Origin of the sequence: Streptomyces cirratus, assembly GCF_014650775.1 — a bacterium.
GTDB lineage: Bacteria > Actinomycetota > Actinomycetes > Streptomycetales > Streptomycetaceae > Streptomyces > Streptomyces cirratus.
Window position 1 is genome coordinate 1 of the sequence record NZ_BMVP01000016.1, and the last position, 23,240, is coordinate 23,240.

Consider the following 23,240-nt stretch of genomic DNA (forward strand, 5'->3'; position numbering starts at 1 on the left):
ACTTAGAGCGGGCCAGCCATGGTCGGAATAAGACCGGCTGACCACAACGTCCTCGCTGTGTTTGGTTGCCTGCCCCTGACAGAGTCAGAGCCAGGACTTTTTCAAAGGAACCTCATCCACCGAAGTGGACGGGGTATCAACTTCTGGCGTTGATTTTTGGCACGCTGTTGAGTTCTCAAGGAACGGACGCTTCCTTCGTACTCACCCTCAGTAGCAATTACTGGGGTTTTCCTCCGGGCGCTTCCTTTGTTCTTCGTTTTGTTCTTGCGTTTCCGACTCTATCAGAGTCAGTCCCGCTCGTTTTCCGCCCTCCGGTTCCACGCTTTCGCGTTTCCCTTTCCGGCGATCCCGACTCTATCAGTGCTTTCTGGGCCCTCCGACCACTTGCCGTTCTGCCCGGAAGGCATGCGAAAAGGAGTCGAGCTCAAGATCAGTACTTCAGAGGGGGGTTCCCGTCCATCGGCGGTTCGCGAGATGTTCACGCGACACGTCCTGGCGGGACTCACGACAGTACAGGGCCGGGAGTGCCCAGGCAAATCGATTCAGGCTATGGTCTAGTCCACTACGTTGGTGTCACGGCAGCACGTCCAGCACCCGCCTTCAGGGGGGAGCATTTCGTGCAGAACCGGGACATCTCATGACTTACCCTTCTCAAAGTAGGCCGTCCTTACAGATTGTGACGGCGACTCGAAGAAGCCCCACCCCCCTGGGAGGCCCTCCATGACCAGCGTGACGTCCCCACTTGCCGGGCGTGCCATCGGACTCGCGGCTGTGCCCGATCCGGTGTTCTCCGGCGCGATGGTGGGACCGGGCACCGCTATTGATCCCGTGCGCGAGGCCTCGGAGGCGGTGGCGCCCGTGGACGGTGTGGTCGTCTCCCTCCACCCGCACGCGTACGTAGTCGTCGACGGCGAGGGACACGGCGTGCTCACTCACCTCGGGATCGACACCGTCCAGCTCAACGGCGAGGGCTTCGAGCTGCTCGTCAACAAGGGCGACACCGTCACTCGCGGCCAGGCCGTCATCCGCTGGGACCCTGCGGCGGTCGAGGCCGCCGGCAAGTCGCCCGTCTGCCCCGTCGTCGCACTCGAGGCCTCCGCGGATTCCCTCGCGGGTGTCGTCGAGTCCGGGGACGTGAAGGCCGACGACGTCCTCTTCAGCTGGCAGTGACGTACCGCCCCTGCCGGGGCGCGTCGGACATCCACCGCGGCTGGCCGGGCCCGCCGCTCAATCGGAGACGGGTGAAATGGAGACAACGCTGCGAGGCGTCGGCGTGAGCCACGGTGTGGCGATCGGCGAGGTGCGGCACATGGGCACGGCGGTCCTCGAACCGCCGGCCAAGCAGATCACCGCGGACGAGGCGGAGCGCGAACAGGGGCGCGCCCGCAAGGCCGTGGAAGCCGTGTCGGCCGACCTCATGGCGCGCGGACAGCTGGCCGGTGGCGAGGCCCAGCACGTGCTGGAGGCTCAGGCGATGATCGCCACGGACCCCGAGCTGATGGCGGACGTGGACCGGCGGATCGCCGTCGGGAGCACCGCGGAGCGCGGGATCTACGACGCGTTCGCCTCCTACCGCGACCTGCTCGCGGGGGCCGGGGAGTACATGGCCGGGCGGGTGGCCGACCTGGACGACGTGCGCAACCGCATCGTGGCGCGCCTGCTGGGTGTGCCGATGCCGGGTGTGCCGGACAGCGACGAGCCGTACGTGCTGATCGCGCGGGACCTGGCGCCCGCCGACACCGCGCTGCTCGACCCTGCGCTCGTGCTGGGTTTCGTGACCGAGGAAGGCGGGCCGACCAGCCACAGCGCGATCCTCGCGCGTGCTCTGGGCGTGCCGGCGATCGTCGCGCTGCCGGGGGCCTGTGAGATCGCCGAGGGGACCCTCATCGCGGTCGACGGCAGCACGGGTGACCTGTTCGTGAACCCGTCGGCGCAGAAGCGGGGCGAGCTGGAGGCAGCGGCGGCCGAGCGGAAGGCGGCGCTGGCCGCTTCGTCGGGGCCGGGCGCCACGTCCGACGGGCACAAGGTGCCGCTGCTGGCCAACGTCGGCGGTCCGGCGGACGTGCCGGCGGCTGTCGCGGCGGGGGCCGAGGGCGTGGGCCTGTTCCGTACCGAGTTCCTGTTCCTGGACGACAGCAAGAAGGCGCCGTCCGAGGAGAAGCAGGTCGAGTCGTACCGCAAGGTGCTGGAGGCCTTCCCCGAGGGCCGGGTCGTCGTGCGCGTGCTGGATGCGGGCGCGGACAAGCCGCTGGACTTCCTGACGCCGGGCGACGAGCCGAATCCGGCTCTGGGCGTGCGGGGTCTGCGTACGCTGCTGGACCACCCGGAGGTGTTGCGTACGCAGCTGTCCGCGCTGGCCAAGGCTGCTGAGGGGCTGCCGGTCTACCTCGAGGTCATGGCCCCGATGGTGGCGGACCGGATCGATGCCAAGGCTTTCGCCAACGCCTGCCGTGAGGCCGGGTTGCAGGCGAAGTTCGGGGCGATGGTGGAGATCCCCTCCGCCGCGCTGCGAGCGCGCTCGATCCTGCAGGAGGTCGAGTTCCTGTCGCTGGGCACGAACGACCTCGCGCAGTACGCCTTCGCCGCGGACCGGCAGGTCGGGGCGGTGTCGCGGCTCCAGGATCCGTGGCAGCCGGCGCTGCTGGACCTGATCGCCATGTCGGCCGAGGCCGCCAAGGCGGAGGGCAAGAGCTGCGGTGTCTGCGGTGAGGCCGCTTCCGATCCGCTGCTGGCGTGTGTGCTGACGGGTCTGGGTGTCACCTCCCTTTCGATGGGGGCCGCTTCCATTCCTTATGTGCGGGCGACGCTGGCCAAGCACACGCTGGCGCAGTGTGAGCGTGCCGCGGCCGCGGCACGTGCGGCCGACACCGCCGATGAGGCCCGGGTGGCCGCGCAGGCGGTCCTGTCCGGCGAGTGAGCGGGCAGGCGCGGCGCGAGCGGTAAGCGGTAGGAGTTCCCGGCCAGAGGGGCCTTCGCCAGTGGCGAGGGCCCCTCTGGCTCTTCCTGACCCCGGTCAGTGGTGCCCGGCGCCGGTCAGTGGTGGGGGTCCGGGTCGTCCACCTCGTAGCCCGGGCAGTACTCCACTCCTGGTTCGGGGGCGACGGGGTCGCCGGTGTCCGCGTCGGTGCAGTAGGCGTTGAAGACCGCCGCTGCCGAGAGGGCGACCAGGCGGCCGCGGTCCAGGCGCCACCCGTGGACCCGGTCCGGGGATTCCTCCGAGGTGCTGCGGAGCACCAGTCCCCCGGCGCCGCCGAGTGCGATCCCGGCGGCCAGCACCGTGACGAAGTCCATGCCTTCGCGGCTCTCGATCCGCGGCCGGGTGTCGGTGTCGGGTACCTGGGCGTGCAGGACGGCGACGAGTTGTTCGGTGTCGGTGGGCACGCTGCAGACCAGGTGGTGATGGCCGGGGCCGGCCCCGTCGACGAGGCGTTTGAGTGCGCCGGCGGCCCGTTCGAAGGACGCCTGGCCGATGTCCTCGCCACAGTCCGCGCAGGTGCCGACGCCTGCGAGCAGGGTCGTGGCGTACTCCCAGGTGGCCTGCCGGACGGCTTCGTCGAGCAGGAGCGGGACGAGTTCTGCGATGGGCTGGCCCGTGTAGGGGAGGCAGCCGCTCGCGCCGGCCAGTTCCGCGGTGAAGCGGGTGCGGGCCTGCGCGGTGTCCGGGTCGAGGCCGTGTTCCGTGCAGTAGTCGGCGTACTCCTCCGGGTCGAAGAGGGCGACGGTGGAGTGGATGCCCTGCGCCGCGAGGGAGCGGAGGAGCGCCTCGACGTGCCGGAGGTAGTCCGGGTATTCGGCGTGGTCGGCGAAGGGGAAGCTGCGGTAGCGGCGCATTGCCGCGAAGTCCCCGGCGTCGGCCAGGAGGCCGAGGGTGCTGGGGACTTCGCGGCGCAGTCGGCGGCGTAGTGCGCGCCGGTCGGCGCGGCGGCCGGTCGCCCCCGCGGGCGCTGGTGCGGCTCCGTGAGAAGGGCCGGTGGTGTCGGCCGTGGTGTGGGCGGTGGTGTTCGTGCGTGGCATGGCTCCCCCTGAGTGTCGCAACAACTTGCTCACTCACAGTAGCCATGACCACTGACAGTCACCTCCGGCTGCGGGCCAGCTCCTCGTAGAAGGCCAGGAGTTCGGGGCGGTCCACCGAGCCGATGTTGACCGCCTTGTCCATGGGGGTGCCCTGGAGGAGGCGCTTGACGGGGACCTCGATGCGCTTGCCGGTGAGGGTGTGCGGGACCGCCGGGACCTCGATGATCTCGTCGGGCACGTGGCGCGGGGAGAGCTCCTCGCGGATCGTCGCCTTGATCCGCGCGCGCAGGGCGTCGTCGAGGGTGGTGCCGGGGGCGAGGTGGACGAACAGCGGCATCCAGTAGCCGCCGTTCGGTTCCTCCAGGCCGATGACCAGGGATTCCTTGATCTCGGGCAGGCGCTCGACGGCTTCGTAGATGTCGGCGGAGCCCATCCGGACGCCCTGCCGGTTGAGGGTGGAGTCGGAGCGGCCGTGGATGACGACCGAGCCGCGGTCGGTGATCGTGATCCAGTCGCCGTGCCGCCACACGCCGGGGAACATCTCGAAGTAGCTCTCGCGGTAGCGGCTGCCGTCGGGGTCGTTCCAGAAGTGGATCGGCATGGACGGCATGGGGTTGGTGACGATGAGTTCGCCGACCTCCCCGACGAGCGGCTTGCCGGACGGGTCCCAGGACTGGAGGTCGGTGCCCAGCGAAGGCGCCTGGAGTTCGCCGATGTGGACGGGCAGGGTGGCCACGGCGCCCGCGAAGCAGCTGCAGACGTCGGTGCCGCCGCTGACGGAGGCGATCCAGAGGTCTTCGGCGACCTCGTCGTGCAGCCAGCGGAAGCCGTCGGGCGGCAGCGGCGAGCCGGTCGTCGCGACGCACTTCACGGCGGACAGGTCGTAGTCGCGCGAGGGGTGGACCCCGGCCTTGCGGCAGGCCATCACGTACGCGGCCGACGTCCCGTACAAGGTGGCCTTCGTCAGCTCCGCGATGCGCCACTGGGCGCCCGTGTCGGGGTATCCGGGGCTGCCGTCGTAGAGGACGACGGTCGATCCGGTGAGCAGGCCGGAGACGAGCAGGTTCCACATCATCCACCCGGTGGAGGTGAACCAGAAGAACCGGTCCTGCGGGCCGAGGTCGCTGTGGAGGCCGAGCTGCTTGAGGTGTTCGAGGAGGATGCCGCCCTGGGACTGGACGATGGCCTTGGGCAGGCCGGTGGTGCCGGAGGAGTAGAGGACCCACAGCGGGTGTTCGAAGGGGACCTGTTCGAACACCGGCTCCGCGTCGCCCGCGACCAGCTCGGGCCAGGCGAGGGTCCCCTCGGGGGCCGGGGTGCCGAGCAGCGGGATGTGGACGACGGCGCGCAGCGAGGGCAGTTCGGCGCGCAGTTCGGCGACGGTTTCGCGGCGGTCGTGTTCCTTGCCGCCGTAGCGGTAGCCGTCGACGGTGAACAGTACGACGGGCTCGACCTGCTGGAAGCGGTCGAGGACGCTGCGGGCGCCGAAGTCGGGGGCGCAGGAGGTCCACACCCCGCCGACCGCGGCGGTGGCGAGGAGCGCGACGGCGGCTTCGGCGATGTTGGGGAGGTACCCGCTGACCCGGTCGCCGGGGCGTACGCCGAGGGCGCGCAGTTCGGCGGCGAGCGCCCCGACCTGGCGGCGCAGCTCCGCCCAGGTGACGGGGACGGGCTGGTGGGTCTCGTCGACGCAGATCAGGGCCGGCTCCCCGGCGCGGGCCGGGTCCTCGGCGGCGCGCAGGGCGTGCTCGGCGTAGTTGAGGGTGGCGCCGGTGAACCAGCGGGCGCCCGGCATGGAGCGGTCGGCGAGGACCGACTCGTAGGGGGTGCTGAAGCGGACGTCGAACCACTCGGCGACGGCTTGCCAGAAGGTGTCGAGTTCGTCGACGGACCAGCTGTGGAGGGCGGGGTAGCCGCCTTCGGCGGGGGCGCCGTGGTGCTCGGCGGCCCAGGCCTGGAATGCGGTGATCCGGGCCGCCGCGATCCGTTCGGGGCCCGGGGTCCAGAGGGGTTCCGGCGGGGTGGCTGAGGTCATGGGTCGGCTCCCGGTCGACTGTGTGGCTCGCGCTTCGTGTGCGTACGGTGCCACCGCGCGTTCGGTGCGCGCGCGGCGGCTCACAGGGACGATGCCATGTGATCGACATCCGCACCAGAGTGGTTCGGGGCGGCGCGGTGATCGTCCGCCGGGCTCCGTCGGCGGGTGAACGGCAGCTGAACGCAGCCCGCTCGGCCGGGGCGCGGTGGCAGGGTGAGCGCCATGGACGGTCGTGATCTGGTGCGCGGGGTGTGGGAGATCGGTACGGCGCGTGGAAGGCGCGCCTGGCGCGCGGCGTGGCGGCGCCGGCGCGCGGACGCCGAGGGGCTCCCGCTCCGGGGCGCGGAGCGGGCGCGGGTACCGGGGCTGCTGACCGGCACGGAGCCCAGGCCGGGCGGGGGTCTCCTGCGCTTCGCGCGTTCGGAGCTGGTGGTGCGGGTGACGGTGGGCGGCGCGGTGTTCTGGGGCTGGGACGGGGCGGAGCCGACGCCCTCGTACGCGGTGGTGGGCAACGGCCCGGACCCGGATCCGCGCGCCGTGCTGGAACCGGACACCGGGGGCGGCTGGCGGGTGGTGTCGGAGCGGGTGACGGTGGCGGTGTCCCGGCACGGGGCGGTGGAGGTGCGTACGCCGGGCGGGACGGTGCTGCGCCGGGAATCGCCGCCGCGCTGGTGGGAGCCGGTGGAGCCGGGCCGGGGCGGGGCGAGGTGGCAGGTGCGCGGGGAGGTCCCGGCGGACGCGCGGTTCTTCGGGCTGGGCGGCCGGGCGGCGGGGGCGCGGCTGCGGGACGGCTCGTACCGGCTGTGGAACACCGACCCGAAGGGCGGTTTCGGGCCGGGTGACGACCCGCTGTACCTGACGATGCCGGTGCATTGGGTGGTCGCGGACGCGGGGACGCACCTGATGTTCCACGACAACACCTGGGACGGGCGGGTGGTGCTGCGCGAGGGCGAGGAGGGGGCGGGCTCGGGCGCGGACCGGCCCGGGACGACGGAACTGCGCGCGGAGGGCGGCCCCTTGCGCTGCTGGGTGCTGGTGGGGACGCCGGCCCGGGTGGCGCAGGGCTGGTCCGGGCTGACGGGGCCGGCGGCCGTGCCCCCGCAGTGGGCGCTGGGCTACCAGCACGCGCGCTGGGGGTTCGGCAGCGAGGCGGAGGTACGGCGGGTGGTGGCGGGGTACGCGTCGCGGGGACTCCCCTTGGCGGCGGTGCACCTGGACATCGACCACTACGACGGACACCGGGTGTTCACGGTGGACCGGGAGCGGTTCCCCGACCTGCCCGGGCTGGCGGCGGAGTTGGCGGCGGACGGAGTGCGGCTGGTGTCGATCGTCGATCCGGCGGTGAAGGCGGGCGACCCCCTGCACTCCGCCGGGCTGGCGGTCGGCGAGCGGGGGGCGTTCGTACGCGACGCGCGGGGCCGGGAGGTGCGGGGCGAGGTGTGGCCGGGCGAGTGCGCGTATCCGGACTTCACGGATCCGGCGGTACGGGAGTGGTGGGGCGGTCTGTACGAGGAGCGCCTCGCGCAGGGCTTCGCGGGTTTCTGGCACGACATGAACGAGCCCGTCGCGTTCGCGGCGTTCGGGGACGCGACGCTGCCCCGTTCGGCGCGGCACGTGCTGGAGGGGGCGGGCGGGGACCACCGGGCCGCGCACAACGTGTACGCGCTGGGGATGGCGCGGGCCGGCTGGGAGGGGCTGCTGCGGCTGCGGCCGGCGGAGCGTCCGTTCCTGTTCTCCCGGTCGGGGTGGGCGGGGATGCAGCGGTACGGGGGCTCGTGGTCCGGCGATGTGGAGAGCAGTTGGGAGGGGATGCGGGCCTCCCTCGCGCTGGTGCTGGGGCTGGGCCTGTGCGGGGTGCCGTACTCGGGCCCGGACGTGGGGGGTTTCGGGGGGTCGCCGTCGCCGGAGCTGTTCCTGCGGTGGTTCGAGCTGGGCGCGTTCTTGCCGCTGTTCCGCACGCACGCGGCGATATGGGCGGGCCGGCGGGAGCCCTGGGAGTTCGGGCCGCAGGTCGAGGAGGCGGCGCGGGCGGTGTTGGCGGAGCGGGAGCGGCTGCGGCCTTACTTCGTGACGCTGGCCCACCTGGCGCGGCGGACGGGTGCACCGTACGTGCGGCCGCTGTGGTGGGGGGCGCCGGAGGACCGGCGGCTGCGCGACTGTGAGGACGCGTTCCTCCTGGGGGACGCGCTGCTGGTGGCGCCGGTGCTGGAGTGCGGGGTGGACCGGCGGGCGGTGCGGCTCCCGAGGGGGCGGTGGTACGACACGGCCACGGGGGCGGCGCACGAGGGGCCGGGCCAGGTGTTGCTGGACGCCCCGCTCGGGCGGACGCCGGTGCTGGCCCGGGCGGGGTCGGTGCTGCCGGTGCGCGGGGAGGACGGCGCGGTAACGCTGGAGGTGTGGGCCCCGGCGCGGGGGCGGACCGGTGGCGGGGTGGTGGTGCGTGATCCGGGGCCGGGGTTCGAGGCGGCCGAGGTGGAGCGGTACGCCGTCCGGTGGGCCGGGGAGACGGTGGTGGTGGAGGACGAGGCGGGCGAGCCGGTGACCGGGGTGGTGGTGCGGGGGCTTTGAGCAGCTCCGAGGGGAGCGGTGGGGGCGGCCCGCTCAGGCGTACTGGCCGGCGAACCAGGCTCCGGCTGCCCGGGTGTGGAGGGGGAAGCCCAGTTCCGCCGGGGCGCGCAGGATGTGCCAGCCGTCCGTCTCGTCGGTCGGCACGGAGGGCGGGAGGGAGTCCGCCGGGCGGGTCGGGAGGAGGCCGAACAGGAGCAGGTGCCCGGCCCGGGAGCTGAGGGCGTCGGCCAGGGTGACTCCGGAGGCGGGCTCTTCGATGCCGGTCTCCTCCCTCAGTTCCCGTACGACCGCGTCCTGCCAGGCCTCGGCGAAGTCGACGAACCCGCCGGGCAGGGCGATCTCGCCGAGGGCCGGTTCGATGGTGCGGGTGACGACCACCAGGCCGGTGCCGTGCTCGTCCTCCACCGGCAGGAGGGCCACGGCCACCGGGAGCGGGTTGCGGTAGGCGGTGGTTGCGCACGTGGTGCAGGTACGGGGCCAGTCGGCCGTGTCGAACGCAGCTCCGCAGGTGGAGCAGTGCGAGTCCCTCAGGTATCCCGGCATCCGGCGATGGTATGCCAAGGGGAATGAGGATGCAGGCCGTCGTGGCCTTGTTGGGGGCGCTGCTCGGCGGATCGTCGGGGCCCGGTTTCGTGGCGCTGTCGGACGTCGATGCGACCATCGTGCAGGACGTGCGGTACGCGTCGGCGCGGAACTTCACCGGCCGTCCGGTCGCCGGGTACGAGGAGCCGGTCTGCCTGCTCGCGCGGCCCGCCGCCGAGGCGTTGCGCAGGGCGCAGCGGCAGTTGTCGCGGCGCGGCTACGGGCTGCTGGTGTACGACTGCTACCGGCCGCAGCGGGCGGTGGACGCGTTCGTGCGGTGGGCCGGGGACGCGGGGGACCAGTCGGCCAAGGCGGAGTACTACCCGCGCGTGGACAAGGCGCGGCTGATCCCCGAGGGCTACATCGCGCCGATGTCGGGGCACAGCCGGGGCAGCACGGTGGATGTGACGCTGGTGGCGCTGCCCGGCGGCCGGGCGCTCGACATGGGGACGCGGTTCGACTTCTTCGATCCGCTGTCCCACACGGATGATCCGCGGGTGGGCGTACGGGCGCACGCGAACCGGGAGCTGCTGGGGCGGGCACTCGCCGCGCAGGGCTTCGTCAACCTGCCGGAGGAGTGGTGGCACTTCACGTACAGGCCTGAGGCCTTCCCGGACACGTACTTCGACTTTCCGGTTTCCATCGCGTCGGTAGGTCACTGAGCGGTGAGCCGACCGGGTGAACCGGTGACCGGGGCGCGGCGCCCGTGCCACACTCGGATTCTGACGAGTCGTCAGATCGTGAGTGAGGGAGGGGCTTTGGAACGCAACCGCACGCCCGTCGTGAGCGGGTGGTTCACCGGTACCGAGGAGGACGGGGACTTCCGGCTGCTCGGCACCCGGTGTTCCGCCTGCGCCGCCGTGTTCTTCCCGCGCGAGGACGCGTACTGCCGCAACCCGCACTGCCCGGGCGGCGGCGAGCTCGCCCAGACGCCGCTGTCGCCGCGCGGGCGGGTCTGGTCCTACACCGACGGCCGCTACCGGCCGCCCGCGCCGTACGTGTCCGACCCGGACGCGCCCTGGGAGCCGTACACCCTGATCGCGGTGGAGCTGGAGGCCGAGGGGATGGTCGTACTGGGCCAGGGTGCGCCCGGGGTGACGGTCGCCGATCTGGCGGTCGGGATGGAGGTCGAAGTGATCGGCGGGGTGCTGAACGAGGACGCCGGGACGGTGTGGACCACCTGGCGGTTCCGGCCCGTGGAGCCTGCGGGGGTGACCGCGTGAGCGCCGACATAGCCGTACTCGGGGCGGGCATGCACCCGTGGGGCAAGTGGGGCCGCAGCTTCGTCGAGTACGGGCGGGCCGCCGCGAAGACGGCGCTGGCCGACGCGGGCCTGGAGTGGACGGACGTACGGTCCGTCGTCGGCGCCGACACCGTGCGCTCGGGGTATCCCGGCTACGTGGCCGGTGCCACCTTCGCGCAGGCGCTCGGCTGGCAGGGCGCGAGGGTGACCAGTGTGTACGCGGCCTGCGCGTCCGGCGCCCAGGCCATCGGCGCCGCCCGGGCGCAGATCCTGGCGGGGCTGGCCGAGGTGGTTCTGGTGGTGGGGGCCGATGCCGCGCCGAAGGGGTTCTTCGCCCCGGCGGGCGGGGAGCGGCCGGACGATCCGGACTGGCTGCGGTTCCGGGTGCTGGGGGCCACGAACCCGGCGTACTTCGCGCTGTACGCGCGCCGCCGGATGGCGCTGTACGGGGACGCCCTGGAGGATTTCGCGGAGGTGAAGGTCAAGAACGCGGCGGCGGGGGCGCTCAACCCGTACGCCCGTTACCGCAAGACGGTCACCGCCCAGGAGGTGGCGTCCTCGGCGGTCGTCGCCGATCCGCTGCGGCTGCTGGACATCTGCGCGACCTCGGACGGCGGCGCGGCCCTCGTGCTGACCAGCATGGAGTTCGCGCGTTCGCACGGGGTCGCGGACCCGGTGCGGATCCGGGCGGTGTCGACGGTGACGCCCACGTATCCCCGTACGCTGCTGGACCTGCCGGACATCGCCACCGACGCGGTGACCGCTTCCGCTCCGGCCGGCGGACCGTTCCGGGCCTCGATCGCGCGGGCCGCCTACGAGGAGGCGGGGCTGGGGCCGGAGGACCTGTCGCTCGCGGAGGTGTACGACCTGTCCACGGCGCTGGAGCTCCAGTGGTACGAGGACATCGGGCTGTGCGGCGAGGGCGAGGGGGCCAAGCTCGTACGGGAGGGGGCGACTGCGCTCGGCGGGCGGATCCCGGTGAACACCAGCGGCGGACTGGCGTCGTTCGGGGAGGCGGTGCCGGCGCAGGCGATCGCCCAGGTGTGCGAGCTGACGTGGCAGTTGCGGGGCAGGGCCGGGGAGCGGCAGGTGCCGGGGGCGAGGGCCGGGATCACCGCCAACCAGGGGCTGTTCGGTCACGGTTCGGCGGTCGTCGCGGTGCGGTAGGCGCGGTGCGGTAGGCGCGGTGCGGTGGGCGCGGTGCGGTGGGCGCCCTGGATCCCGTTGGTTGCGCTCGTGACCGGCGGGTGCTGTCCGAATGCTTGACGGCCCACGGTGGCGGGTTCACACTCACTCCACGGTCCCGAGCACGAGAGGGATTCCCGAACCCCCCATGAGAGCTGCGGCCCGTACCCCAGTCGGCGGGGGTGCGGGCCGCCTCCGCGCACGGGCCGCGGCGTCAGGCTCCGGCCGACAGGCTGTGGCGGCGGGCCCTGGCCAGGGACATGGCGTGTTCCACCACCCCGACCAGCACGTCCTTGACCGACTCGCGGTCGCGCGCGTCGGTCAGCAGCACCGGTACCTCGGGATCGAGGTCGAGCGCCTCGCGCACGGTCACCACGGGGTGCCGGTCGGCGCCGTCGAAGCAGTTGACCGCCACCACGAAGGGGATGCCGCGCCGCTCGAAGTAGTCGATGGCGGCGAAGCAGTCCGCGAGGCGGCGGGTGTCGGCGAGGACCACCGCGCCGAGCGCCCCCTGGGCCAGCTCGTCCCACAGGAACCAGAAGCGGTCCTGTCCGGGCGTGCCGAAGAGGTAGAGCACGAGGTCTTCCCGCAGGGTGATGCGGCCGAAGTCCATCGCCACGGTCGTGGTGTTCTTGCCCTCCACTCCCCCGGTGTCGTCGATGCCGATGCCCGGCTCGGAGAGACGTTCCTCCGTCCGTAGCGGTCTGATCTCACTCACCGCACTGACCAGGGTGGTCTTGCCCACCCCGAAACCGCCCGCGACCAGGATCTTGAGGGTCAGCGGCTCGACCGGCGACACGGCATGCATGGCGCCGGTGCGGCTAGAGCGCCCGAAGGCCATCGATCACCTCACGCAGTATGGATTCGTCGGGCAGTTCGGCCGGTGGCACCGGCCGTGTCACATGGACCAGTTCGTCGTCGACGAGGTCGCCGATCAGGACACGGACGACTCCGACCGCGAGGTCGAGGTCGGCCGCGAGTTCCGCGACGGACTGGGGGCGTTCCCGGCACCTTCCCAGGATGTGGGCGTGTTCCGGGGACAGGGTCAGGTCCCAGACCGGATCGTCGGCCGCCGGTTCGGCGACGACGAGCGCGATCAGGTCGAGGCGGTGCTGGCCCGCGTGGCTGGTGCGGCCACGGGTCATGGCGTACGGGCGCACGACGGGGCCCGCCTCGTCGTCGAACCAGTGGGGGTGCGCGGGGTCCTCCGCCCCGCCCGGGGGCTGCTCGGGGTGGTACCGGCCTGAATCGCTCATGCCGTCCGTCTCACCCTCCGGCTGGCAGCCCGGAGCGCGGGGCGGTCGCCAGGTGGTCGCCGACGCGCTTGACCATGAGGGTCATCTCGTACGCGACCTGACCCACATCGGATTCGGCGTCGGCCAGCACGGCCAGGCAGCTGCCGTCGCCGGCGGCCATCACGAACAGGAACGCCTCGTCCAGTTCGACCACGGTCTGGCGGACGCTGCCGGAGTCGAAGTGCCGGCCCACTCCCTTGGCCAGGCTGTGGAAGCCGGAGGCCACGGCCGCCAGGTGCTCGCTGTCCTCCCGGGTCAGGTCCTTGGAGCTGCCGGTGGGCAGTCCGTCACCGGAGAGGACGACCGCCTTGCGGATGCTGGCGACCTTGTCGACGAGCTCGTCCAGGAGCCAGTTGAGCGGGCCGGAGCCGCGGCCCCTGGTGTCGTTGCCGGTCTGCGGTGCGGTCATCGACCGTCCCCTTCGTTCTCGGATCCGGGAGCGGGGGCGGCGGGAGTGCCGGCCTCGGCCTCGGACTGCTGCGGTGCGTGCTGGTTGCGGCCCGCCGTCCAGCCGCGCTGGAGGGCGGACATGCGCATGCGTACGTCCTCCGCGTCGCGGTCGGTGACCGCCTTCGCGGGGATGTCGGCCGGTGCGGGGGCCGGGGTGTTCTTGAGCTGGGGTGCGAGGTTGGCCTGGCGGACCCTGCGGGGGAGGCCGCCGGGGCCCGGGGCGGGAGCGCCCGTGCCGGGCGCCTCGGCGCGGGCCGCTTCCTCGCCCTGCCCGGCCCGGCCGGCCCTGGACACGGGGCGGGGCTCTACGCGGCGGCCGTGGTCGGCGACCAGCGTAGGGGTCGGGCGCCGGCGGGGCAGGGGGATCGCTCCCGGGGTGCGGGGGCCTTCGGTGTCGGGGCGCGGACGCTCCATGCGGACGGGGCCGGACGGGGCGGCGGACTCGGCGGCGGGGCCGGTGCCCCGCTCGCGGTGGCGTTCACCGAGCCGGTCACCCTTCCAGGTACCGGAGCGTTCCGGGTGCCGGCCGGTGCCGGGACGGGCCGTGGGGCGCAGGCCGAGGACGGCGCCGGGGACGCCGCCGGGCGGCGTCTCGTCGTCGAGGGTGGCCATCGGGGGGCGGCCGCCGACTCCGGTGAGGCCGGTGATGCCGACGGCGGCCTCGTCCAGCGCCGCGGGGTCGTCGTCCAGGCCGTCGACGCCGTCGACGCCGTCCAGGCCGAGGACGCCGAGCGGGCCCTCCAGTTCGACGGGGCCGCCCAGCACCCCGGCGGGCAGCGGACGGCCGGCGGGGGTGCCGTTCTTGGCCACCGGTACGGGCCGCGCGGCCTTGCCGGTCTTGCCGGCCTTGGCGCTCTTGAGGCCTTCGAGGCGGATGCCGGTGCCGTTGGTGTCGGGTGCCTCCGTGAGCAGCTCCGCCGGGAGGAAGACCACCGCGGTGGTGCCCCCGTACGGGCTCGGCTGGAGGACCACCTTGACGCTGTGGCGGCGGGCGAGGCGGCTGACGACGAACAGGCCCAGCCGATCGGTGTCGGAGAGCTCGAAGTCGGGGGTCTCGGCGAGCCGGAGGTTCGCGTCGAGCAGTGCTTCGGGGGTCATGCCCAGGCCCCGGTCGTGGATCTCCAGGGTGAAGCCGTTGGCGACGCGCTCGCCGTGGACCTGGACGGCGGTGTGCGGCGGGGAGAACACGGTGGCGTTCTCCAGCAGTTCGGCGACGAGGTGGGTGACGTCGGCGACCGCGGGGCCTTCGATGCCGATGCGCGGGAGCCTGCGCACCTCGATGCGCTCGTAGTCCTCGACCTCGGCGACGGCGGCCCGTACGACGTCCATCAGCTGGACCGGCTTGCGCCACTGGCGGGAGGGCGCGGCGCCGGAGAGGATCACGAGGCCTTCGGCGTGCCGGCGCATGCGGGTGGTCATGTGGTCGAGGCGGAACAGGTCGGCCAGTTCCTCGGTGTCCTCGGTGCGCCGCTCCATGGTGTCGAGCAGGGTCAGCTGGCGGTGGAGCAGGACCTGGTTGCGGCGCGCCAGGTTGACGAAGACCTCGGAGACGCCCCGGCGCAGTTCGGCTTGCTTGACTGCGGCTTCGACGGCGGCGCGCTGGAGGCTGTTGAGGGCGAGGGCGACCTGGCCGACCTCGTCCTTCTCGAACTCCAGCCGGGGCGCCTCGGTCTCCACGTCGATGTTCTCGCCGGCGGCGAGGCGCCGCATCACGCTGGGCAGCCGGACACCGGAGGCCTCGTGGGCGTCCTTGCGGAGCCGGGACAGGTCGCGGATGAGGTCGCGGCCGATGCGCACGGACATGACCAGGGACACGATCAGGGCGATGAAGCCGAGGATGCCCGCGACGGCGGCCTGGACCAGCACGTTCATGGCGACGGGCTTGACGCGCTGCTGGTAGCGGTCGCCGGCCTCGGTGTTCATCTCGGCGAGGTCGCCGAGCACCTTGCCGGCGGCTTCGTCCCACTGGGCGGCCGTGAGGGTGCGCGGGGGCTTGGCGGCACCGCCGGAGATGAATCGTTCCTCTGCGTCGCGCAGGGCCTTGGATTCGGGGCCGGCCCAGTACTCCTCGAAGACGTCGCGGTCCGCGGCGGGGAGGATGGCGAGGTTGAAGTCGTAGAGCAGCGCGCGGTTGGCGGTGTAGTCCGAGACGTGCCGGACGTCGGCGGCGCCGATGTTGCGGGCGGCGAGGGCGGAGGCGATGACGGCGTCCTCGCGGGAGAGCGTCTCGCGGGCGCGGGTGACACCGACGAGGGCCCGGCCCTGCTTGTCCATCTCCACGTCCTCCAGGGCGTGGAGGTTCATGAGGAACTCGTAGCAGGGGTCGACCAGCCGGCTGTAGAGGTCCAGGGCCTGGGCGGGGGCGAGGCTGTTCTGGTCGACGGAGTGGCGCAGCGCCGCGATGCCGTGGAAGGCGTCGAGGATCGAGCGCAGCCGCTGTGCGTTGGCGGGGCTGAGCTGGTCGACGACCTTGGGGTTGGAGGCGTCCGCAGTGATGTCCTGGACGGCGCTGTCGGTGGCGTTACGGCTCCTGGCGAGTTCGGCGGTGGCGGCCGACGCGCGGGGATCGCCGATGACGACGAGGGTCTGGCGGCGTTCCTTCTGCAAGACGCGGACGACGTCCTCGATGGGGTAGCCGACCTTGGCGATGACGGGCGCGACGCCGAGCAGCTGCACTGCCTGGCGGCCGGTGATGACGGTCGCGAAGCCCCAGAGGGCGGTGAGGGAGACGAGCGGCACAAGGAGCAACGCCACGATCTTCCGGCGGATGGACTTCCCGCGAAAGCGCATGGCCTCCCCAGCCTCCCCCAGGTCAACCCCGTTGCCGGGGCTCGGTGTTCCGTCTTTTAAACGGCGTGAGCCTACTACTGCCGGGGAGGAGCTTCGAAGGCGTGTCCGGACGTTTTCGGCCTGCCCCCCTTGTGAAGATCATGAGTTGTCCCTTAGGTCCTGGCAAGTCCGGCCCGTTATGTGGCACATGGCACCTCGTGGGGTGTCGGTTCCCGCAGTCGGATGGATGGCTGGAATTCTTTCTCAGGGGCGCCTCGGGTGCGTGAACCCGTGCCACGATCCGGGAATCTCCCGGCCTCCCCGAACGTCTGACGGGGAAGACGGTCGAAACCGCACAAGGGGGTATGAGGTGTGGGTGAGCAATGCGGACCGTGCGGTGGGGAGTGAGTGGACCATGAGCACGACGGACGACGCGGTGACGGACGGACCGGTGGCGGACGAATCGGTGGTGGACGACCCGGTCTACGAGGACCACGTCGGGGCGGGCACGACGGCCACGAGGCGGTCGTTGTGGGTGGAGGAACCTGCGCGCAGGTACCGGATGCCCGATCCGGTGCGGGCTTCGGCGGTGCGGGCGGTACTGATAGTGGCCCTGACCCTGATGCAGGCGACGGTGAGCTTCTTCCTGACGCTCACCGGTTCCTGGCTCGCGCTGCCGATGGTGCTCGGCGCGATAGCCGGGACGGTGGTGGCCACCTGGGCCGTGCTGGACGTGCTGATCACCCGGCAGATGTGGAACCAGCGTCATGGGGTGCTGTCGCAGCCGAGCAGCACGGCGCGCGGCGGCGGCCGGGCGGAGCACCGGGCCGGCCGGGAGGCACGCTCGGGGGCGCCCGGCCGGGTGCCCCGCATACGCCCGGCCGAGGGCGGCAGGCTGGCCGCCCACGGCCGGGGCTGACGGCGCGGGGGCGGCCTGCCCGGCCGCCCCCGCGTAACCGGCTACACGTCCGGCGTCAGGTGTCAGGTGTCAGGCGTCAGGTGTCAGGCTCAGGCGTTTGCGGTCGAGCGGCGGTACATGCGGGTCGCCGTGATCTCGCCGTGGATGGTCTCGCCGTCCGGGGACTGCTGTGGCAGACCGGGGCGCAGGTGTTCCTCGACGCTGATGTACTTGAGGCCGGCGCGCAGGTCCGCGTCGTTGCGCAGCCGGATGACCAGCGGGAATTCCGCGAGGGCCGTGGTGTCGAACAGGCCGGTGGTGTACAGCAGCTGGACGCCGAGCGCGTCGGAGACGGCCCGCTGGAGTTCCAGCAGGTACGTGGCGTTCGCGCGGCCGATGGGGTTGTCCAGGAACAGCGTGCCCGCGTGGCGGTGCTTGTCGCGGCCGCGGTCGTTGCTGCGCAGCGCCGCCATGGTGCAGTAGAGGGCGATCGCGGCGGTGAGCAGCTGGCCGCCGGAGAAGACGTCGCCCATCTGTCCGACCGGCACCCGCTCGGCGCGCAGTACCGCGTCGGGCTTGAGGATCTCCACGGAGATCCCCTTGGGCTCCAGGGCCGCCTGGACTCCGCGCAGCAGCAGGGACATGCCGTCACGCCGGCCTTCGCCGAAGGAGGCGGTGCTGTTCTTCTTGACGGCGGCGCGGGTGGCCTCGTCGATGACCTCGCCGAGCCGCTCGGTCAGGGTCGCCTGGTCGGGTTCCTCGAAGCGGATCCGCAGGAACTCCTGGCCCGACCACTCCCCCAGGCCCTCGGGGAGCTGGGAGAGCCGCTGGGCGGAGCGCAGGGTGGCCAGTGCGGATTCGACCAGGCCGCGCAGCCGGTCGACGATGCTGTCGCGGTTGCGCTCCAGCTGGGCGAGTTCGTCGGTGAGCACCCGCAGCCGGGGGGCGAAGGCGGCCGCCCAGGCCGCCGCGTGTTCCGGCAGGGCGGAGGCGGGCAGTTCGCGGATCTGCTGGCGCGCGGGGGTGCGTACCTGCTCGTAGCGGTTGGCGTTGGCGTGGCGGACCAGGACGTCGCTCGCCTCGCGGACGGCGGACTCGGCGGCGGAGAGGTCGGCGGCGCAGGCGCGCAGGGAGCGGCGGGCCTCGGCGGCGGACTGGCGGGCCTCGTCCAGGGTGCCCCGGTGGGGCGCCTGCTCCTGCTCGTCCTCCTGCTGCGTGTGGTCGCGCAGCAGGTCCCGCAGGAGGGCGGCGGTCTCGTCGAAGCCGCCCGCCCCGTCCTCGGCGGTGCGGTGGGAGCGCAGCAGGTCTGCGTGGGCGGCGCGGGCGCTCTCGACGGCGGCGGTGTGGGCGGCGAGCTGGGCGGTCGCGGTGCGCAGCAGGCCCTGGGCGTGCTCGACGTCGCCGGGGACCAGCTCCTCGGGCAGGTCGGTGTGCGCCTCGCCGTCGGAGGGGGCGAGGCGTTCGGCCTCGCCACGCAGCCGGCCGAGCTGCTCGCTCGCGGCGGACGCCCGGGATTCCAGCATCTGCACGAGGGCCTCCGCGCGTGCTGCGGCGGCTTGCCGGGAAGGGCCGTCGGCGCCGTCGGTGCCTTCGAGGAGCTGGGCGGCCCGGGTGCGCACCTTATTGGTGAGCCGGTCGAGTTCCGCGAGGGCGGCGCTCTCGTCGCTTTCGGCCCGGGCCTGTTCGGCGCGCAGGTCGGCGCCCACGCCGACCTTCTCGTAGAGCCGGGATGCGGCCCGGTAGGCCTCGCGCAGGTCGGGCAGCGGGGCCTTGGGCGTTCCGTCGTCCTCGGGGAGGGGGTCGGGGGCGCCGGCGATGTCGGCGCGTTCGGCGCGCAGCGCGCGGGCGGTGCGGCGGGCGTCGTCCGCGGCCCGCTGGGCGGCACGGCGGTCCTCGTCGGCGGCGCGGGCCCGGTCCAGGCACGCTTCGGCGCGGGCCTCCGACTCGGCCGCCTCGTCGGCGAGTTCCCGGAGCCGGGCCTGCCAGCCGGAGCGCTCGCGCAGGCGGTAGGCGAGGCCGGAGAGGGCGTCCGCGACCCGACGGGCGCGCTGGGCGGCGTCCTGGCGCTCGTCGCGGACCCGGGCGGCGTCGGCGGCCGCCTCGTCGGCCTCGGCGCGTACGGTACGGGCCTCCGCGAGTTCCGCGTCGCATTCCTCGGCGAACGCCCGTGCGGCCGCGGCGTGTTCCGCGAGCTCGGCGAGACGGCCGGGCGGGCAGCCGGTCCGCCAGGACGCGAGCCGGGCGGCGAGCTCCCGGTCGCCGGAGAGCCGGGCGGCCAGGTCGCGGATCTCGGTGTCGCGGGCGGTGGCGCGGGCGCGCAGGGCCTGGCGTTCCTCGTCGGCGGCGTGTTCGTCGTGCATGGCCGGGTTCGGGGAAACGATGAAGATGCCGGATCCGGCCGGATCCGCGTCGGCGGACGGAACCGGGGCCAGCAGCGCGGCGGCCGTGCCGACGGCCACGGTGGAGCGGGGCAGCAGGGCGGCGCCGGAGAGGACGTCCCGGGCGCGGGCGTGGGTGTCGGGGTCGGTGATGACGACGCCGTCGACCAGTTCGGGGCGGGCGGCGAGGACGGCGGCGTGGTCGGCGGGGTCCACGGACTGGGCGAGGTAGCGCCAGCCGGGGAGGGCGGGGATGCCGTGTTCGCCGAGGTACTCGACGGTGGCGAGCACGTCGGGGCCGGGCGGGAGCAGCCCGCCGTCGCCGAGGGCGCCGAGGATGCGGGCGTCCTCGGCCGCGGCGGTACGCAGCTCGAACAGCTGGCGTTCGGCGGAGCCGACGGTGTCGGCCAGCATCCGCAGCAGCTCGTCGGAGCCCCGGTCGAGGTCGGCGACGGTGAGTGCGGGGGCGGCCGCGGGGTGGCCGAGGGCTGCGCCGTGCCCGGTCGCGCCGTACCCGGCTGCGTCGGAGACGGAGACGCTGCCCGACCGGCCGGTGTCCTCGGCGGAACCCGGGGCGCCCGAGCGCGGGGCGCCCGGCTGCCCGGTGGCATCGGCACCGGAGGCAGGCACGGCCGCGCCCGGGACCCGGGCCGGGCCGGTCCCGGGCGGGTCGGCGGGGCCGGGCTGCGCGCCCGTGCGCGGGCGGGGGAGGAAGGTGTCGGGGGCCGACGGGAGGCCGAGCAGCTCCGCGATGCGCGGGGCCGCGGCCAGGGAGGCGGCCGCGCGCTCCTCCGCGGCGTGCGCGGCTTCGGCGGCGTCCGCGGCGTCCGCCGCGCGGGCGGCGGTGAGTTCGGCGCGGGCTTCGGTGGCCGCGGCCTCGCGGGCGGCGTCGGCGGCGGCGCGTGCGGCCTCGCGGGACTCGTCCCAGTCGGCGACTGCGCTCTTCTCGGCGTCGCTCGCGGCGAGGGCGGCGCGCGCCGGGTCCGCGTCGGGCGTCGAGTCGTCGAGCCAGCCGGCCCGTACGGCTTCGGCGGTCTCCTGCTGGACCTCCGACAGGCGGGCGCGGAGGTGTTCGGCCTCGCTGCGCGCGCGCTGGGCGGCCGTGGCGGCGGCGGTGGCATCGCGGTGGGCGGCTTCGCCCGCGGCCTGGAGGACGGCGGAACGCTCCTCCTCCTCGTTGGCCCGCGCCTCACCCTGCTCGGCGGCGGTGTGCAGGGCGCGGACGAGCCCGGCGGCGGCCGTGGCCCGGGCGGCCAGGGCGGGGGCGGCGTCGCGCTCGGCCTCCAGGATGGCGGCGGCGACCCGGGCGGAGCGGTCGGCGGCGGCCCGGTGGCGCAGCACGGTCTCGGCGGCCTGCCAGGCGGAGTGCAGGGTGCGCGCTTCGAGGAGTTCACGGCGTTGGGCGGCGGCGGCCTTGTCGGCGACGGTCAGGGCCAGCGAGGCGTGCCGGTAGGCGAGTTCGGCGGAGATGGCGGCGCTGCGCTCGCGCGCGGCTTCGGCGGCGGTGACGGCGTGGGCGGCGGCGGTGACCCGCTCGGCGAGTTCGGCGGCGCGGCCGCGTTCCTCGGTGGCGCGGGCGGACAGGCGCCGGGCGAGGGTGCGCGTGCGGCGTTCGGCGCCCGCGTGGACGTCGCGCAGCCGGGAGCGGGCCCCGGCGGCCTCGACGATCTTGGTGAGCAGTTCCACCGACCCGGCGGTGAAGTCGCGTTCGGCCATCAGCTCGGAGCGGCGGCCGAGCTTGTTGCCGAAGCCGTGGACCAGGTCGGCGAGGCCGTCGGTGTCCCGGGTGTCGGTGACGGCGCGCAGCAGGAGGTCGGTGAAGTCGGAGTCCTTCTTGACCGCGAAGAGGCCGGCGGCCTCGCCCTCGTCGGCGTTCATCTCGCGCTGGTAGCGGAAGAGTTCGGGGTCGAGGCCGAGGTCGGTGAGGTGTTCGTTCCAGCGGTCGTGGATCTCCTCCCAGTACACCTCCAGGTGCGGGTACGCCTTGCCGGCTTCGGTGATGGAGTCGCGGAAGCCCTTCATGGTGCGGCGGCGTCCCTGGGCGCCGGAGGCGCCTTCGACGGGCGGGCGCACGGAGGTGGCCTCGGCGACGGGCAGGTTGTCGAGGCTCAGACCCGGCCCGGGGCGGAAGGAGTACCAGGCCTCGGCGAACTTGCGCGGGTCGTTGGAGACCTGGCGGCCGCGCCACTCGCTGACCTTGCCGACGACGACGCATTCGCCGGTCTGGGTGTGCTGCCACTCCAGGGCGACGTGGCCGCAGTCGTCGGCGAGCAGGAACTTGCGCAGCACGCCGGAGCTGGCGCCGCCGAGGGTGTTGCGGTGGCCGGGCAGCATCACCGAGAAGATCAGTTTCAGCAGGACGGACTTGCCGCCGCCGTTCTCCAGGAACAGCACGCCCGCGGGCGCGGGCCGGCGGGGCGGTCCGGTCGGCTCGTCCTCGAAGAACTCCGCCTGGGCGGGCGCCGGGTGGGGCACCGGCTCGCCGACTCCGCGCAGGTCGAGCACGGTGTCGGCGTAACGTGCACCGGCGGGCCCGATGGAGTAGAGGCGGATCCGGGACAGCTCGTACATGGCGGCGGGTTCTCGCGGTCTCTCGTGGTGCGTACGGGGATCAGGGCGCGGGGCTCAGGCGTGGAAGGGCAAGCCGGCGTCGGCGGCGAGCTCCAGGTCGTCGCCCTCGGGCGGCGGCAGGAGGGTCGCGGAGCCGTCGCTGACGGGGACCACGCCGAGCTCCAGCAGTTCGGCCATGGCGGCGCTGCCCGCCATGTCGCGGACCTGGAGCTGGTAGCGGGGGGTGGTGCGGTAGGTGCCGCCGGAGTCGTCGCCGGTGCGCTGGAGGAAGCCGGATTCCGTGAGGAAGGCCGCGGCCTTGCCGACGATGCCGGTGGTGGAACCGGCCAGGCGGCGGGCGTCCTTGGTGGCGCCGGTCGCGCTGCGGCGGGCGTAGACGCGCCAGGCGGCCTCCAGGCCGGGGGCGTCGGAGGCGGGGTCGGTGTTCTCGCCGAGCTCCTCGGCGCGCTCCTCCAAGCGGCGGCAGGTCTGCCGGACGAAGGAGTCGACGCCGTTGACGGTGATCCGGCCGATGTAGCCGTCGTCGGCGAGGTCCTCGGGGCGGGGGAAGGCGAGGGCGGCGACGGCGAGGTGGGCGAGGCCGTGCAAGAAGCGGTCGCCTCCGTCGGCGGCGGTGCGGCGGGCGTAGTCGCCCATCCGGACGGCGAAGACGGAGTCCTCGTCGGCGGCCACGGCCATGCCGGCGCGGGGCGAGACCTCCAGCACGACGAGGCCGAGGCCGGTGGCGACGGCGTCGGCGAGGCGGCCGAAGGCGGGCTCCTCGCGGTAGCGGCGCAGCAGTTCGGCGTACTCGGCGTCGCGGGCGGGGAGCAGCTTGGGCTGGAGCCCGAAGGCGACGAGCCGGGCCGCGTCGGCGGCGTCGGCGGGCGTCACGGCCGCGCCGCCGGGCGCCGGAGCCGGGCCCTGCGCGGCGTCGGGCTCGCCCCGCGCGGGGGCTTCGGCGTGGTGGTCGCTCACGGGTGGTGCCTTTCGTGTGGTGCGGTGGTTTCGGCGACGGGCGGCGGGGTGATCCCCCGCCCCGGCCGGCCGGAAGCCCCGGGTCCCCGACCGGGGTTCGCCATGCCGACGGACCGGCCCGTCATCGCGGCCACCGGCCCGGGCTTCGTCGTGACGACGGAGCCGGACGCAGCCCCAGCCGCCGGCCCGGGAGGCAGCGGAGTGGACGCGCCGGGGAATGCGGCCACCAGACCGGGCTTCGACACGTAGACGGCCCTGGGCCTCGCGCCGGCCCGTGCCCCCGGGAGCACCTTCC

16 protein-coding genes are annotated in these 23,240 nt (G+C 73.7%); 7 read left to right on the forward strand and 9 right to left on the reverse strand.

Going from position 1 to position 23,240, the window contains the following annotated elements; genetic code table 11:
* Window positions 1–720: 720 nt before the first annotated feature.
* Entirely contained in the window at window positions 721–1,170 is a 450-nt protein-coding gene (locus IE207_RS27675; protein WP_190187048.1) for a PTS sugar transporter subunit IIA, read from the forward strand.
* A gap of 76 nt (window positions 1,171–1,246) precedes the next feature.
* The gene (gene ptsP / locus IE207_RS27680; protein WP_190187049.1) at window positions 1,247–2,917 is read left to right on the forward strand and encodes a phosphoenolpyruvate--protein phosphotransferase; all 1,671 of its coding nucleotides are present in this window, start codon (window positions 1,247–1,249) and stop codon (window positions 2,915–2,917) included.
* Between the two features lie 116 nt (window positions 2,918–3,033).
* On the opposite strand, the gene IE207_RS27685 is transcribed toward ptsP, so the two are convergent.
* Both IE207_RS27685 and IE207_RS27690 read right to left on the reverse strand, forming a co-directional pair.
* The gene (locus IE207_RS27685) at window positions 3,034–4,014 is read right to left on the reverse strand and encodes a DUF8829 domain-containing protein (RefSeq protein WP_229874061.1); all 981 of its coding nucleotides are present in this window, start codon (window positions 4,012–4,014) and stop codon (window positions 3,034–3,036) included.
* 58 nt (window positions 4,015–4,072) lie between these two features.
* Window positions 4,073–6,049, reverse strand: coding sequence for an acetoacetate--CoA ligase (locus IE207_RS27690; protein WP_190187050.1), 1,977 nt, complete (start codon window positions 6,047–6,049; stop codon window positions 4,073–4,075).
* 222 nt (window positions 6,050–6,271) lie between these two features.
* On the opposite strand from IE207_RS27690, the gene IE207_RS27695 reads away from it, so the two are divergent.
* A complete protein-coding gene (locus tag IE207_RS27695; protein WP_190187051.1) occupies window positions 6,272–8,617 on the forward strand; it encodes a glycoside hydrolase family 31 protein in 2,346 nt (781 codons plus the stop codon).
* 33 nt (window positions 8,618–8,650) lie between these two features.
* Here the strand turns inward: IE207_RS27695 and IE207_RS27700 are convergent, their stop codons facing one another.
* Window positions 8,651–9,160 carry an NUDIX domain-containing protein gene (locus tag IE207_RS27700; RefSeq protein ID WP_190187052.1) on the reverse strand — a complete coding sequence of 170 codons (510 nt, stop codon included), beginning with the start codon at window positions 9,158–9,160 and terminating at the stop codon, window positions 8,651–8,653.
* Window positions 9,161–9,189: 29 nt separating this feature from the next.
* Between IE207_RS27700 and IE207_RS27705 the strand changes: the two genes are divergently transcribed.
* From IE207_RS27705 to IE207_RS27715, 3 genes are all read left to right on the forward strand, one after another.
* Window positions 9,190–9,861 (forward strand): M15 family metallopeptidase, encoded by a 672-nt coding sequence (locus tag IE207_RS27705; protein ID WP_229874085.1) that lies wholly within the window; start codon window positions 9,190–9,192, stop codon window positions 9,859–9,861.
* 96 nt (window positions 9,862–9,957) lie between these two features.
* Entirely contained in the window at window positions 9,958–10,422 is a 465-nt protein-coding gene (locus IE207_RS27710; RefSeq protein ID WP_190187054.1) for a Zn-ribbon domain-containing OB-fold protein, read from the forward strand.
* On the forward strand, window positions 10,419–11,609 hold the full coding sequence (locus tag IE207_RS27715; protein WP_190187055.1) for a lipid-transfer protein: 1,191 nt from the start codon (window positions 10,419–10,421) through the stop codon (window positions 11,607–11,609). The genes IE207_RS27710 and IE207_RS27715 overlap by 4 nt, the downstream gene beginning before the upstream one ends.
* A 232-nt stretch (window positions 11,610–11,841) precedes the next feature.
* On the opposite strand, the gene IE207_RS27720 is transcribed toward IE207_RS27715, so the two are convergent.
* Genes IE207_RS27720 through IE207_RS27735 form a run of 4 tightly spaced genes read right to left on the reverse strand, consistent with a single transcriptional unit; the run spans window position 11,842 to window position 16,162 of the window.
* Window positions 11,842–12,468 carry a GTP-binding protein gene (locus IE207_RS27720; protein ID WP_190187056.1) on the reverse strand — a complete coding sequence of 209 codons (627 nt, stop codon included), beginning with the start codon at window positions 12,466–12,468 and terminating at the stop codon, window positions 11,842–11,844.
* The gene (locus tag IE207_RS27725; RefSeq protein ID WP_190187057.1) at window positions 12,449–12,883 is read right to left on the reverse strand and encodes a DUF742 domain-containing protein; all 435 of its coding nucleotides are present in this window, start codon (window positions 12,881–12,883) and stop codon (window positions 12,449–12,451) included. Before IE207_RS27725 ends, IE207_RS27720 begins: the two co-directional genes overlap by 20 nt.
* Window positions 12,884–12,893: 10 nt before the next feature.
* Window positions 12,894–13,331, reverse strand: coding sequence for a roadblock/LC7 domain-containing protein (locus IE207_RS27730; protein ID WP_190187058.1), 438 nt, complete (start codon window positions 13,329–13,331; stop codon window positions 12,894–12,896).
* Window positions 13,328–16,162 carry a sensor histidine kinase gene (locus IE207_RS27735; protein ID WP_190187059.1) on the reverse strand — a complete coding sequence of 945 codons (2,835 nt, stop codon included), beginning with the start codon at window positions 16,160–16,162 and terminating at the stop codon, window positions 13,328–13,330. Before IE207_RS27735 ends, IE207_RS27730 begins: the two co-directional genes overlap by 4 nt.
* A gap of 394 nt (window positions 16,163–16,556) precedes the next feature.
* On the opposite strand from IE207_RS27735, the gene IE207_RS33465 reads away from it, so the two are divergent.
* Entirely contained in the window at window positions 16,557–17,060 is a 504-nt protein-coding gene (locus tag IE207_RS33465; RefSeq protein WP_229874063.1) for a hypothetical protein, read from the forward strand.
* Between the two features lie 89 nt (window positions 17,061–17,149).
* Here the strand turns inward: IE207_RS33465 and IE207_RS27745 are convergent, their stop codons facing one another.
* Together IE207_RS27745 and IE207_RS27750 are read right to left on the reverse strand one after the other, a co-directional pair.
* Window positions 17,150–21,988: a hypothetical protein gene (locus IE207_RS27745; RefSeq protein WP_190187060.1), complete on the reverse strand. Its 4,839-nt coding sequence runs from the start codon at window positions 21,986–21,988 to the stop codon at window positions 17,150–17,152.
* Between the two features lie 54 nt (window positions 21,989–22,042).
* Complete coding sequence (locus tag IE207_RS27750) at window positions 22,043–22,945, reverse strand: hypothetical protein (protein ID WP_190187061.1); 903 nt, start codon at window positions 22,943–22,945, stop codon at window positions 22,043–22,045.
* Between the last annotated feature and the right edge of the window lie 295 nt (window positions 22,946–23,240).